The sequence below is a fragment of the Acidobacteriota bacterium genome (assembly GCA_016184105.1).
In the GTDB taxonomy this organism is placed as follows: Bacteria; Acidobacteriota; Vicinamibacteria; order Vicinamibacterales; family 2-12-FULL-66-21; genus JACPDI01.
In genome coordinates this window covers 70,514-83,960 of record JACPDI010000037.1, presented here as the reverse complement: position 1 = coordinate 83,960, position 13,447 = coordinate 70,514, and the positions used below count along the sequence as shown (strand labels likewise).

Here is a 13,447-nt window from a genome sequence, read left to right as displayed (position 1 = left end):
ATGAAGAGGGCCCTCAGCGCGTTCGGCCTTGCGATCGGCATCGCCGCTGTTTCACACGCCGGACCTGCGCCGGGCGCCCGCGCGTTCGATCACGAGTACGTCGCGTACGCGGATGTCCTCAAGAGGCACGTCCGCTATCCACGCGTCGACTACGCCGCGCTCAAGGCAGACCGCGCGCGGCTCGATCGCGCCGTCGCCGAGTTCGCCTCGCCCGCGGCCGCGGGCGAGCGCGGCTGGTCGCGCGAACAGCGGATGGCCTTCTGGATCAACGCGTACAACGCGTTCACGCTCCGCGCCATCGTCGATCACTACCCGATTCGTTCGGCCTGGTTGACGGTGTACCCGCGCAACAGCATCCGGCAGATCGACGGCGTGTGGACCGAGATGAAATGGCAGGCGGCGGGCCGAACCGTCTCGCTCGACGAGATCGAGCACGGCATCCTGCGCCCGACGTTCAAGGACGCACGCATTCACTTCGCGGTGAACTGCGCCTCGGTCTCGTGCCCGCCCCTGGCGGGCGAGCCGTACCGGCCGAAGACCCTGAGCGCGCAGTTGGACCAGGCGGGGCGGCGGTACCTCGCGAGCGAGGAAGGCCTGCAGATCGACGGCGACGCCTTCCGGGTGTCGAGCATCTTCAAGTGGTACGGCGGCGATTTCATCGGGCAGCACGCGCGCCTGGTGCCCGGCACCGGGGACGCGCACGAGCGGGCGATTCTCGGCGCGGTCGTGAAGTACGGCCCGCCGGCGGCGGCAGATCTGGCACGGAGCGGCCGCCCCTCCATCAGGTATCTCTCTTACGACTGGTCGCTCAACGACATCCAGCGTTGACGGAGCTCCCCATGCGATTCGGATCACTTCCCGCGCTCACAGCGTGCCTGGCGGTCGCGGCGGCGACCCTGGTGGCGGTCACCGCGGCCGGGCAAAGCGAGGGGGACGACGACCGGCTGCACGTCATCCTGCCGCGCGATGCGATCCCGGCGATCTTCAACCCGGAGTTCGAGCCGGCGTCGAAGGCGCCGCTGCGTGACAACGAGCTGGTGCTCGGCGTCGTCGGCGAGCGCGAGCAGCGCGCGTACTCCACCTGGCTGCTCGATCGGCACGAGATCGTGAACGACGTCTTCGAGGGGCGGCCGATCGCGGCGACCTGGTGACCGCTCTGCGGCACTGGCATCGTGTATGCCAGAGAGACGGGCGGGCGGGTGCTTTCTTTCGGCGTGTCCGGCATGTTGTTTCGCGACGGGCTCGTGATGTACGACCGCGAGACCGGCACGCTGTGGACGCACGTGGATGGCCGGGGCGTGAAGGGCCCCTTGATGGGACGCGCGCTCGAGGTCGTCCCGTCCGTGCACGCGACGTGGAAGCAGTGGAAGCAGCTCTATCCGAACAGCCTGGTGCTGAGGCAGCGCGGCGTCCGGAATTCGGCGTACGAGACGTACAACAGGGACCCCGGCCGCATCGGCATCCTGAACCGGCGGGTCCGCGACAAGCGGCTGCCGCCCAAGGAGCGCATCATCGGCGTGCGAGCCGGCGAGGGGGCAATCGCGTTCGTCGAGCGGGACGTGCGCGACGCGCGCCTCGCGGAGGCGACGGCGGGATCGCTGCCCGTCGTCCTGGTCGCCGCAGGAGACGATCACCCGATCGTCGCGTTCGGCCGGCGCGTGTCGGGCCGCGTGCTCTCGTTCCGCCTCATCGAAGGCACGCCCGCGGCGCTCGAAGATCGCGAGACCGGCAGCCGCTGGTCGATTGCCGACGGCCGCGCGGTATCAGGTCCGCTCAAAGGCGCGCAGCTCGAGCGGGCGCCCGCCTATCCGGCGTTCTGGTTCGGGTGGCTGGGGTACTTTCCCGGAACGGATCTCTGGAAGCGCTGACGCGCCGCTCGACATCGTCGTGCGCGCCTGTTCAGCGGCCGACGGCGAGAACGAGCACACGGTTGCGCGCCGCATCGGCCGCATACAGCGTGCGCCCGTCCGGCGACACGGCGACGTGCTCGGGGGAATACACCTTCGGATCAGCGTTCGGAACGCGCCATTCGGTGACGTACTCGCCTTCCGGCGACAGCATGACCACCCGGTGGTTGCCGCTGTCGGCGAGGTGGAGCACGCCGCGCCGATCGACCGCAACGCCGCTCGGAACGAAGAACCCGCTCGTCGAGCCGGCTGGTCGCGGCCAGACCCAGAACAGGTGGTACCCGGCTCGCCGCAGCGGTCTGCCCTCCGTGTCGAACCACTGCACCTGGTAGTTGTACGCGTCGGCGACGATCAGCTCGCCACCCCCGGTCACCGCGACGGCGGTCGGATAGTGCAGCGCGCCAGGGCCGATGCGCCCCGGCCGGCCGATCACCTGCGCGAACGACCCGTTCGAGTGCCACTTCTGTATCCGATGGTTGTAGAAATCCGCGACGTAGACCCCACCGGCCCCATCGACAGCCACGCCGGCGGGCGCGTTGAACTCTCCGGGGCCCGATCCCGAGCGACCGAACGCGACGATGAACGTGCCGTTCGGGGTGAATTTCTGAACGCGATCCTGCTCGTAGTCGGAGACGTACACCGAGCCGTCCGGTCCGGCCGCGATCCCCACGGGATTCCTGAACTCTCCCGGGCCGTCCCCCTCCGTTCCCCACGCGCCCAGGACGTCGCCGGACGCGCTGAAGCGGACGACGCGCAGCCGCGCGTCGGTCACGTACACGTCGCCGGTGGGCGCAGCCGCGACACCGATCGGCCGGAGGAGCCTGCCGGCCGGCGCCGCGATCCCATTCCACTGCGCCCGCAGCGCGTACCGCGCGGCGTCGGGCCGCGCTTGCGGAATCGTCCATCGGGTTCCCCATGCGGCGATGGCGGAGGCGACCGCGGCAACCGCCATCACGGCGAGGAAGCCGGCCACGCGGGCCGCAAGACATGGCGGGCGCGCAGGCATCAGGGCGCCGTCTTCCACTCGATCTTGCCGGGCGTGAAGCCCGCCTTCCGGATCGCCCGCTGAATGTCCGCGCCGGTCACCGTGGCGCCGGGCGCAAGCGTCACGACGGCCTGGTTTTTTTCCAGTTCGACGTGTACGCGCGCGACGCCGGCGAGCTTCTTGAGCTGCTTCTGGATCCCGTACGCGCAGAAAGGACACTGCATGCCCCGCACGGTGACGACGGCCTGCTTCGGGGCGGCCTCCGGCTGCTGAGCGATTGCCCGCGACGGGCCGGCGAACAGCCACACGGCCGCCAGGACCGCAATCGGCGTTTGCAGCCGCCGCGCGCGCAGAGAGAGAGATGTGCGCATGGTGAATTCACCCTTCTCCGTTCAGAATGGCAGCGTCACGTTCCAGCGGACGCCGGCCATCACACGGAAATCGCTCCGCAGTCCCGCGCCCCGGGGATCGTCCACGACGGGTATCTGCACGATCCCCTCGACGATGACGCGCGTCGTGACGTGCTGCAGGCCGAGGTCCACGTCCCACCGGGTGCCGCCGGAATCTGGATCGGGGACGCCCGCGCTGCGATGCCTGCCCTGCACCACCAGATTGGACTCGACGACGGCGAAAAGGAAAGCGGGGACGCCGCCGCCGAGCCGTCGCGGCCACACGCGATATTGAAACGACACGTCGGCGAACGACTCGTCGCCGAACTCGAAGCCGTCCGCTGCGGTGGTTCTCCTCACCCCGGCGTCGGCATCGATCTCCCACTGTTTGGTCTGGAACGTGACGGCGGCGCCGCCGAGCACGTCCCAGGAGCCCGAGCCCGGCTGCAGCGGTCGCGGCAGCCGGCCGAGCGCGTCCGACTCGTCGCTCTCGCCCGTCGGGAGCTTCAGCCCGCCGAACGGCGCAATCCGGAGCGTCGACGCCGTCGTGTCGACGGAGTACAGCGTGTACCTGGCAAAGGCGGCGACGTCGCCGAGCCCCGTGCTGTCGCGGGTCACGCGGCCCATGGGGGTGGTGGCCGTCATCGATTTGCGCGCGATCGGCACGACGCCGAAGATCGCCAGCCGCGGCGTCGCGCCGACCGCCACGGCCAGCGGCACGCCCTGCACGGTCAGCTCGCGGTCCGCCGGCGTCGGATCGCCGGACGCGCGGACGAGCAGGTACTGGCCGCGGATCACGGCCTGCCCCTGCGCGACCGGCAGCGCCGTGAGAAACGTGATCGGCCCGGCGAGGGCGGCGCGCGGCGGACAGAGCAGCGCGATCCCCAGCGCCGCTAGAAGTCGTACCCGATCCACACGGAGAAGCGTGGCTCTCTGAACCATTCGCTGCCGCTCTTCCCTGCCTGCCGTCCCTGGAGGGCGAACACGGCGTCCTCCCACCGGCGGTTGAACAGCGTCCGCCACGACCAGTCGAAGTGTATCGGGAATCCCAGCGCGAAGGTCTCGAGCCCGAGGCCGTAGGAGGCGCGCCCGTCCACCAGCTTGAATCCCGGAATGCTCTCGGCCGGGCCGAACACCAGCTGCGCTCCGGTCGGCGACAGCGGATCCGGCGCGAAGCCGAGGAGCGGCGTGTGCTCGACCGTCTTGCCGGTCCAGAGCTTGAACGACCGGCCGTTCAGGCCGGCGCCGCCGAAGTTCGCGAACATCACGCCGCGCAGGCCGCCGATGACGCCGAGCGGGGTGAGCGCCGCTTCGATGAGCGGGAATCTCAGCTCCGCGTTCGCGAAGAGCGCCTTGTTCCCGAGAAACTCCAGGTAGTCGTAGCCGCGCAGCTCGGAGTTGCCGCCGAAGTACAGGAAGCCGGGGACGTCTCCCCAGCTCCGGTAGCCGCGCAGGCGAAGGGCGAGCACGCCGTTGGTGGCGAGCCGCAAGTAGTAGCGCGCGTCGAGGTCGGCGGTCTGCCGCGACAGCAGGCCGCCGAACGACGGCGCGTACTCGTATCCGACGCGGAGGGTGTCACCCGCCAGCGGCCCGTATTCGCGGAAGACCGTCGTCTCCCGCACGTACGCCACTCCGAGGGGCATCAGGTTGCCATCCGAGAACACGGTCCGCCCCAGCCGCTCGCGCTGGAACTGGTCGGCGAGCTCCTGGAGCGCCGGCTCCTCGAACTCCTGCTTGAAGCTCATGAAGCCGCCGGAGAACTCCACGCGGGCGTAGCGGTTCAAGGGGTAGATGCCGAACGCCGTGATGCCGCGCGCGGTCTGCGTCGCGCGCGCGGTGTCGCGGTCGAGAAAGGCGAGCTGCTGGTCGAACAGCACGCCGGGCTGGTTGCCGAAGAAGAACTGCGTCTGCGAGAAGCCCTGCAGCGCGTATTGCAGCCGCCGCCCGATGTTCACGTACGACACGGCCGCCGACTGGAACTGCGAGACGGAGGCGGCGAACAGGTTGAGCTGCTGGTTCCCGAGCACGTCGGTGAAGGTGAGCTGCGTGCCGCCGAACAGGTCGCCGCCGCTCGTCACGCCGACGTTCACCGGCGGCCGTCCCTCGAGGAGCATCTTCTCGAAGGCGCCCTTCTTCCGCCGGTTGCTCTCGATGAGCGTGTGCTCGAGCGGCGGCTGGAAGTCGACGATCGGCCCCGGCGTGCCGAAATCCGCGCTCGCGATTGTCGCGACCGGCTCGCCGCGCGTCAGCGTGTGGATGCTGTACTCCCCCTTGTGGTACGTGACAAACGCGATGCGCCGCTGCGCCCCGTCGCGGAGCACGACGGGCGAGACGTTCGCCGTCAGCGTGTCGGTGAGCTGGCGCAGCTCGCCGTTGGCGAGGTTCAGCGTCCAGAGGTTGTAGATCTGGCCGTTGCGCGCGATGTCCGGAGCGACGACCAGCCGCGGGTCCACGGCCGTCGAGGGAAACACGATCGTGTCCCGGTCGAGGAACTGCGCCCCCCCATCGTCGTGGGTGCCGAAGCTGACCTGGACTTTCTTCCCGCTCGACAGGTCCAGGCGGAACAGCTTGTTGCTGCCGCTGACGCGCGCCAGGTAGACGAGCGACGTGCCGTCGGGCGAGAACACCGGGGCGAAGTCGCCGAAGGCGTCACCGGTCAGGTTGCGGACATCCCCGGTCTGCACGTCGACGAGGAAGATGTCGCCGACCGCGCCGCTCAGCGCCGAGAACGCCACCGTCCGGCCGTCCGGGCTGACGCTCGGCGACTCCGGCATGTCCACGGTCTTCAGCGGGACGCGCCTGTCGATCTTGCCCGTCGCGACGTTCTGGAGGATCAGCGTCTTGTGCTTCTCGGTCCGCGCGAAGTACGCGATGACGTCCCCGGCGGGGCTCCACGACATCCAGGGCACCGCGTTGTTGCGGAAGCCGCCGGGGGACGCGATGTATTCGAACCCGCGGTCCTTGTTGAAGCCGCTCGTCATGTTGCGGATCACGCGGCCGTCGGCGGCGGAGATGAGCAGGATGTCCAGTTCCTGGTCCTTCCGGTTCCCGGCGGCGACGGCCAGCATCTCACTCGAGGGGGAGGCGGCAATCGAGAGCGCGACGGGGTACGGCGTCTTCTCGCGATCCGGCGCCAGGTTGCGGCCGTAATCGCCGGCAATTTCGCGGTCGCGGAACGGCTTGAACCGGTCCCTGAGGTACTTCCGGAACTGCTCGTCGAATTCCTCGGACTTCAGGCGGAGCGCCTCCTCGTACGGGCTCTCCCCCCCGCCGATGACGGTCTTGCGCAGCGAGAACAGGAAGCGGCGGATCCCCTCCTTGCCCCAGCGCGACTCGATGAACTCGAACGCCGCGTGCCCGAGGTTGTACGGCAGCCGCCCGTCGACGAACGCCGCCCCCTGGAAATCGCTCATCCGCGGAATGCCGTCGGCCAGCGCCGCATCGCGCACCGTCATCAGGTCGAACGCGTTCCAGTACCCGGTCAGGTAATCGGCCAGTCCTTCATCCACCCACAACGGCAGCGAGCGCCGCACCAGCGAGCGCGGGATGATGTCGAACTCGAACTGGTGCGTCAGCTCGTGGGTGATCAGCCGGTAGAGCGCGTCCGACGGCTCGTCGATCGGCAGGACGATGCGGTGGCGGAACGGCTCGGCGAACGCCAGCACGCCTTCCGGAAGCTCGGCCGGCTCGATGTTCTGCTGCTGGAACTCGCTCTGGGTCTTGAACAGCACCAGCGGCACCTTGTGCCCCAGGTCGTGCTTCAAATCGGCGCTGATCTGCTGGTACGCGCTCTCGGCGTAGCTCGCGACGCGCTCGAGATGCACCTCGGTCTCGGGGTAGTAATAGATTTCGAAGTGGTCGGTCGTGTAGACGTGCCACTCGAACGAGTCGTACTGGATCCGGTTCTTGCCGTGGTACGGGAAGAACGGCGTCTGCGCGTGAGCCGCGACCGTGGCGGCAACCACGGCGGCACAGGTGACTGACAGGATCCGGGCGGACAAGCTGGACGACAGCCGATTCGGTTCCATCGAAGCCTCACACCGACGCGCCTGACTGGTTCGCTCGGCCCCCACCACGCACGCGTCGCAACGGTGTGGTCCGGCGCATCGGCCGCGCGTTACGGCCAGGCCGCGTTGCAGTGAGGTTCCTCACAGCCGCCGGCGCGGCACGGACGCGGAGCCGTCCGAAACAGGGCGCGTGTGTGAATCGCCTCACGTAACGCCACTCCTCCGTCACGGACTGGAAATAGGACTGGAAATACAAGAGGAGGCGATCCATGTCGCGCACGCAAGACGAGATTTCAAGCGAGAGAAACACGCGGCGGAACGTGTACAGGGGCTCCGCCGTGCTGCTGTCCCTGCTGTGGCTGGCGATGCCCGGCGCCGCGCAGGAGCAGCGGGCGGCGATTGAAGGCGTGGTCAAAGACACATCCGGCGCCGTGCTGCCGGGAGTGACGGTGGAAGCGCGCAGCGCGGGCGGCGTCGTCCAGTCGGCGACGACCGACAACAGCGGAGCGTACCGGTTCCCCTCGCTGGCACCCGGGACCTACCACGTCGCGGCGCAACTCTCGGGATTCACACCGGCGTCAGCCACCGGCGTGCAGGCGGCCGTCGGACAGATCAAGAAAGTGGATTTCAGCCTCGGCGTGGCGGGCGTGGCCGAGTCGGTCCAGGTGTCCGCGGAGTCGGCGATCGTCGACGTGAAACAGAGCGAGAAGTCGACCCACATCCGCGCCGAGTTCCTCGAGAAGCTGCCCAAGGGGCGGGACTTCTCGACGATCGTGGCCCAGGCGCCGGGCGTCAACACGGAGGGGCGCTTCGGCGGCGGCATCTCGATCGACGGCGCCAGCGCCGGTGAGAACCGCTTCTACGTGGACGGTGTCGACACCACGCAGATGGTCAACGGCAGCCAGGGCAAGGGCGTGGTCACCGAGTTCATCGATGACGTCGAGGTCCGGTCGAGCGGGTACACCGCCGAGTTCGGCGGCTCGACGGGCGGCGTGCTCAACGTCGTCAGCAAGAGCGGCAGCAACGCGTTCCACGGCGAGGGGACGTTCCACTTTTCAGGGGATGCCTTGACCGGCAGCCGGCGGCCGACGCTGCGGCTCGGCCTCGAGAATTCGCGCATCGCCGAGTTCGTGACGTTCCCCGAAGACGACGAGACGCGCATCGAGCCGGGGTTCAGCATCGGCGGGCCGATCGTGAAGGACCGCGTCTGGTTCTTCGGCGGCTACCTGCCGGCAATCACCAACACCGAGCGCACCGTGACGCTGAGGGCGACCGGCCAGGCGCTGACGCGCGAGCAGGACGTGACGGCCCACAACGCGGCGGCCAACGTGCGCAGCCAGATCACCGACCGGCTGGTCGGCCGCATTGCCTACAACCTCAGCCGCTCGAAACGTGAAGGGCTCCTGCCGTCTTTGAGCGGCACCGATGCCCCCGACACCCTGTTCGACATCGACACCACCTTCCCGAACTGGTCGCTCTCCGGCCACCTCGACTACGTCGCGAACGACCGGTTGTACTTCGGCGTGAGGGGCGGCTACTTCTTCAGCGACATCGAAGACGACGGGATTCCTCAAGCACCGGGGATTTCGTTCATCACGTCGAACATCGGGATGCCGGGAGTACCGGCGGCGTTCCAGCGGGCGACCGGGTTCCGGAACGTCTCGACGAACTTCGAGACACGGAAGGACGAGAAGACGAGGCTGAACTTCCAGGCCGACACGACCTACTACGCCAGCTTCGGCGGCCAGCACACCTTCAAGGGGGGCGTGCAGGTGGACCGCATCGGCAACAACGTCGATGCCGGAGAAACGGGCCATCGGACGCAGATCTTCTGGAACGAGAGCTTCCGCGGCCAGCGGGGCCAGTTCGGCTACTACCGGATCCGCAGCAACGGCCTTCGTCCCGAGCTGGGATTCCTGCGGGGCGGCGACATCGACAGCAACAACGTCGGGCTGTTCATCCAGGACGCGTGGACGCCGAACGACCGGCTGACGCTCAATCTCGGCCTGAGGACCGAGAACGAGAACGTGCCGTCGTTCACCACGGAAGGGGGCATCGCGTCGTCCGCCGTCGAGTGGGATTTCGCCGACAAGCTGGCGCCGCGCGTCGGCTTCGCGTACGACATCAACGGCGACGGGCGCTGGAAGGCGTACGGCTCGTGGGGGATCTTCTACGACATCATGAAGCTCGAGCTGCCGCGCGGGTCGTTCGGCGGCGAGCACTGGCTCGAGTACTGGTACACGCTCGACACCCCGGACTTCAACGCGCTCAATCCGGCGAGCTGCCCGCCAGCCTGCCCGGGCCGCCTGCTCCTCGGGCCCGTGAACTTCCGGAGCCCGTCCAACTCACCGGGCGACGAGACGATCGATCCGGGCATCGATCCGACGCGCTCGCAGGAGGCGGTCTTCGGCCTGGATCACGCGCTGACACCGACGATCTCGGTCGGCGTGCGGTACGTGCACAAGCAGATCGACAAGGCGGTCGAAGACATCGGCTTCCTCGACGAGAACCAGAACGAGATCTTCAAGATCGGCAACCCGGGGTTCAGCCAGTCGGCGAGCTTCGTGCCTGAGGGAGGCACGACCCCCATTCCGTTCCCCGAGGCGGTGCGCGATTACGACAGCCTTGAGTTCTCGGTCAACAGGAACCTGTCGGACCGGTGGGCGCTGCGGGCGAGCTACCTGTGGAGCCGCCTGTACGGCAACTACTCGGGCCTGGCGCAGTCCGACGAGCCGGGACGCCTCAGCCCGAACGTCGGCCGGAACTTCGACAGCCCGGTGATGTCGTTCAACGAGCGCGGCGAGTCGATCCTCGGCCGGCTGGCCACCGATCGCCCGCACCAGTTCAAGGCGCATTTCATCTACGACCTGCCGTTCGGCACGACCGTCGGCGTGAGCCAGTTCGTGTCGAGCGGCGTGCCCGTCACCCGCGAGGCGGCGTTTATCGCAGGCAACGCCTTCCCCGTGATGTATCTCGGGAGAAAGAGCGACGGCCGCACGTCGGTCTTCTCCCAGACCGACCTGACGGTGCAGCACGATTTCGGCGTCGGGAACGGTCAGAAGCTGCAGGTTGGCTTCAACATCCTGAACCTCTTCGACGAAGAGAACGAGACCGAGAAGTTCCGCACCGAGCTCGCCTCGGGCCAGTCGGTCAACGTCACCGAGACACAGTTCTTCTCGGGCGTGGACACGCGCGCGCTCATCGCGGCGCAGGGGCTGCGGCAGGATCCCAGGTTCCTGCTGCCGTCCGCCTTCCAGGCGCCGATCGAAGCGCGGTTCACCGTGCGCTACCTGTTCTGAGCCAGACAGCGCTGGCAACGGCCGCGGGACTATCGAGGTCCCGCGGCCGTCCGGCACTGAGACGTTGTCCACCCGCGCGTCCGGCATGAACGGCCTGGCGGCGGCGCTGTTCCTGACGACCGCGAGCTTCGTGCTCGCGCGAACGGGCCGCGACGCCCTCTATTTCCAGGCGGGCGGCATCGACGACCTTCCGCTGGCCTACCTGGGCATGGCGGCGCTGTCGCTGCCGGTTGCCGGCGCCACGCTGGGATTGATGCGGCTGGCCGGCGCGAGGCGGGCGCGGCTGATCGCGCCGGTGGCGATGGCCGCGATCCTCCTCGTGTACGCGTCGGTCGCGCGGCCGGGCGCCGGCCCGCTGATGACGACCTTCTTCCTCTTCGTGCCGCTCGCCTACGGCGTCCTCTTCTCGATGACATGGCTGCTCGGCGCCGAGATCCTCGCGGCGCGCGAACCCGCCCCGCGCGCGCGCGCGTACAGCCGCGCCGGCGCCGCGTCGCTCGCAGGCAGCCTGGCGGGGGCCGCGACCGCACGGCTTCTCGCCTCCTCGGTCGCGCCTCCCACGCTCTTCATCATCGCGGCCGGCACGCTCGCGGCGGCGGCGTGCATCGTGGCACTGACGCAGCGGCGGCACTTGCCGGCCCGCCGCGCTCCAGCGGCGCTCGTCCGCGTCGGGCCACACACCCTCGCAGAGCTTTTCAAGGATCGCTACGTCCGGTTGTTGGCGGTCGTCGGCGCGTGCGGGGCGCTGGCGGGCGTCCTGGTGGAGTTCCAGTTCTACCTCGCTGCCGCGGCGCAGGAACCGGCCGGGCACGGCATCGCCCTGTTCGCCAACCTCTATCTCGTGCTCAGCCTCGCAGCCTTCGCCGTGCAGCTGACTCTGACCGCGCGGGTGCAGCAGCGGGCCGGCCTCGGCGCCACGCTGCTCGTGCTGCCCGGCACGCTGGCGCTCGTCAGTCCCGCGGCAATCCTCAGCGCGTCGATGATGCTCCGGGCCGGCATCCGCATGGCGGAAGGGGGACTGAAGGCGTCCATCCATCGCGTCAGTTGGGAACAGGCGTACCTGCCCGTCGAGCCGGCCTACCGCGGGGCGGCAAAGCTGGTCATCGACGGGGCGGTGTCGCGGATGACCGAGGGGACGGCCGCGCTCTTCTTGTTTGTCTCGCTGCGGGGACGGCCGGATGCGGCCGCGCGGGTGGATGTCTCCTGGCTCGCGTACGCGTTGGTGGCGGCCGCCGTTCTGTGGGTGCTGGCCACGCGAATGATGGCCGTCATCGCCGCCTCCAGGGCGTGTCGCCGGACTCCGGGAGAGCCGGGCGCGTTCTCGGACCTCCGTGTGCCAGACTCCTGACCGATCGTCGCCACCCTCGGTGAGGGTATTCAGGCCTGACCGTGCGGCCGCCGCTGACGATCGGGGCGTGTCACGGACAATCCGCGCACAGGCGGCGAAAGCTGCGTAGCAGCGGAATCGATGCGAGGATCCAGAGGCCGGCCAGGCCGACATTGACCCAGGCAAACCCGCGCAGCTCGAGCCCCAGCCAGGTTGTGGCCGCGAAGATGAGCGCGGCGGCAACCAGATCGCCCGTCCGCACGATGAAGGTGTCGAGCGCCTGCTTCGCCTTGTACTTCTCCTCGCGCGAGGTCGGCAGCCAGAGCAGCTGCCGCCCCGTGTTCATCACCGAGTAGTCGGTCGCGTTCTCGGCGGTCTTGATCCAGCGCATGAGGGCGAACCCCGCGCCCGCGCCGATCGCGGCATACGCGCCGAGCGCCACGAGCGGCAGCATCAGCACGGCGCCAACCGTGCCGGCGTGCTTCACGATCCGCGACACCGCGAATGCCTGCAGCAGGACCGCCGCCACGTTGACGCCGAAGAAGTACTGGCCGTAGAAGCTGCCGATAAAGGCCTCGCGGCTCCCGGGGGCGCCGGCCGCCGCGCCGAGGACCATGCGGCCCAGGATGTACTCACCGGTCGTGTTCACGAGATTCAGCAGGAGCAGAATCAAGGCCACCCACCGCAGATACGGATTGTGCAGCACGAGCTGGAACCCGCCCGCTCCAGGCATCGGCGCCGCCGGCGTCCTGCCGCGGTGGCGCTCGCGGCGCTCGATCAACCAGTACAGCCCGATGTGCGCGGCGATGATGAGGCTCGCGACGTGGAGGAGGACCTGCGGCGACGCGCCGCGGTCGAACAGCACCTGGGCGAGCTTGGCCCCGACGGGACTGCCGGCCGTGGCGCCGATGGCGACGAGCGGAAACAGCCGCTGGCCCGCCTCGACGTCGTAGAGGTCGTTGGCGTAGGACCAGAACTGCGCGATGCTCGCGAGGCTGAAGATGCCGACCCACACGAAGAAGATGAAGCCCACGTACGGCCAGCCGGCGGCGACGCCGGCTGCAAAGAGCTGGAAGCTGGCGAGGAACATCAGCAGCAGCCCGGCGATGAGCCGGGCGCGGGAGACGCGGGCGGCCACCCAGCTGTAAAGCGGGACGAATGCCATGAGCGCGACCGCCTGCACGGCGGCCGCGTACGCCTTCATCTCCGCGCCACCGCTGGCCAGGACGAGCGGCTCGCGCAGCGTTTTCAGCACGTAGTAGCCGACGAGCAGCAGGAACAGGTTGAGCAGCATCAGCAGGGCGATCGGCGCCTCCCCCGGCTTCACGTGGCTGAACAGCCGGAGAACGGCGTGCGCCATGCCGCTGTCGCGGCCCGTCCCGGAATCCGCTGGAAGATGCAAATACCCCTCGTGCGCCCTGTATTGAGAGTCCCGGCGCCGCCCGATGCGTTACATCGCCCGTCGCCAGCGGGCGCAGGCGTCCGCCGCGCGAGCCGCCTGGTGTGAGAAGGCTCACGGTCTTGGCGTTCCAT

At 68.9% G+C, this 13,447-nt stretch carries 10 protein-coding genes; 5 read left to right on the top strand and 5 right to left on the bottom strand.

Annotated elements, in window-relative coordinates; translation table 11 throughout:
- Genes HYU53_13740 through HYU53_13730 form a run of 3 tightly spaced genes read left to right on the top strand, consistent with a single transcriptional unit; the run spans nt 1 to nt 1,868 of the window.
- The gene (locus HYU53_13740) at nt 1–828 is read left to right on the top strand and encodes a DUF547 domain-containing protein (protein ID MBI2222255.1); all 828 of its coding nucleotides are present in this window, start codon (nt 1–3) and stop codon (nt 826–828) included.
- An 11-nt stretch (nt 829–839) separates the two neighbouring features.
- Nucleotides 840–1,151, top strand: a complete 312-nt coding sequence (locus HYU53_13735; GenBank protein MBI2222254.1) for a DUF3179 domain-containing protein — start codon at nt 840–842, stop codon at nt 1,149–1,151.
- Between the two features lie 21 nt (nt 1,152–1,172).
- Complete coding sequence (locus HYU53_13730) at nt 1,173–1,868, top strand: DUF3179 domain-containing protein (GenBank protein MBI2222253.1); 696 nt, start codon at nt 1,173–1,175, stop codon at nt 1,866–1,868.
- 31 nt (nt 1,869–1,899) lie between these two features.
- Here HYU53_13730 and HYU53_13725 read toward each other — a convergent pair whose 3' ends face one another.
- The 4 genes from HYU53_13725 to HYU53_13710 are packed head-to-tail and all read right to left on the bottom strand — an operon-like array spanning nt 1,900 to nt 7,309.
- Entirely contained in the window at nt 1,900–2,913 is a 1,014-nt protein-coding gene (locus HYU53_13725) for an NHL repeat-containing protein (GenBank protein ID MBI2222252.1), read from the bottom strand.
- A complete protein-coding gene (locus HYU53_13720; GenBank protein MBI2222251.1) occupies nt 2,913–3,263 on the bottom strand; it encodes a heavy-metal-associated domain-containing protein in 351 nt (116 codons plus the stop codon). The genes HYU53_13725 and HYU53_13720 overlap by 1 nt, the downstream gene beginning before the upstream one ends.
- 21 nt (nt 3,264–3,284) lie before the next feature.
- A complete protein-coding gene (locus HYU53_13715) occupies nt 3,285–4,196 on the bottom strand; it encodes a transporter (protein MBI2222250.1) in 912 nt (303 codons plus the stop codon).
- Nucleotides 4,175–7,309: a PD40 domain-containing protein gene (locus HYU53_13710; GenBank protein MBI2222249.1), complete on the bottom strand. Its 3,135-nt coding sequence runs from the start codon at nt 7,307–7,309 to the stop codon at nt 4,175–4,177. Before HYU53_13710 ends, HYU53_13715 begins: the two co-directional genes overlap by 22 nt.
- A gap of 248 nt (nt 7,310–7,557) precedes the next feature.
- On the opposite strand from HYU53_13710, the gene HYU53_13705 reads away from it, so the two are divergent.
- Both HYU53_13705 and HYU53_13700 read left to right on the top strand, forming a co-directional pair.
- The gene (locus HYU53_13705; GenBank protein MBI2222248.1) at nt 7,558–10,587 is read left to right on the top strand and encodes a TonB-dependent receptor; all 3,030 of its coding nucleotides are present in this window, start codon (nt 7,558–7,560) and stop codon (nt 10,585–10,587) included.
- Between the two features lie 64 nt (nt 10,588–10,651).
- The gene (locus HYU53_13700) at nt 10,652–11,935 is read left to right on the top strand and encodes a hypothetical protein (protein ID MBI2222247.1); all 1,284 of its coding nucleotides are present in this window, start codon (nt 10,652–10,654) and stop codon (nt 11,933–11,935) included.
- 70 nt (nt 11,936–12,005) lie between these two features.
- Here HYU53_13700 and HYU53_13695 read toward each other — a convergent pair whose 3' ends face one another.
- A complete protein-coding gene (locus HYU53_13695) occupies nt 12,006–13,274 on the bottom strand; it encodes a translocase (GenBank protein ID MBI2222246.1) in 1,269 nt (422 codons plus the stop codon).
- Nucleotides 13,275–13,447 lie beyond the last annotated feature (173 nt).

Bases quoted from the DNA above. Each gene is read 5' to 3' on its own strand.
- HYU53_13740 (MBI2222255.1), top strand. From the start codon at position 1: ATGAAGAGGGCCCTCAGCGCGTTCGGCCTTGCGATCGGCATCGCCGCT.
- HYU53_13735 (MBI2222254.1), top strand. From the start codon at position 840: ATGCGATTCGGATCACTTCCCGCGCTCACAGCGTGCCTGGCGGTCGCG.
- HYU53_13725 (MBI2222252.1), bottom strand. From the start codon at position 2,913: ATGCCTGCGCGCCCGCCATGTCTTGCGGCCCGCGTGGCCGGCTTCCTC.
- HYU53_13720 (MBI2222251.1), bottom strand. From the start codon at position 3,263: ATGCGCACATCTCTCTCTCTGCGCGCGCGGCGGCTGCAAACGCCGATT.
- HYU53_13710 (MBI2222249.1), bottom strand. From the start codon at position 7,309: ATGGAACCGAATCGGCTGTCGTCCAGCTTGTCCGCCCGGATCCTGTCA.
- HYU53_13705 (MBI2222248.1), top strand. From the start codon at position 7,558: ATGTCGCGCACGCAAGACGAGATTTCAAGCGAGAGAAACACGCGGCGG.
- HYU53_13695 (MBI2222246.1), bottom strand. From the start codon at position 13,274: ATGGCGCACGCCGTTCTCCGGCTGTTCAGCCACGTGAAGCCGGGGGAG.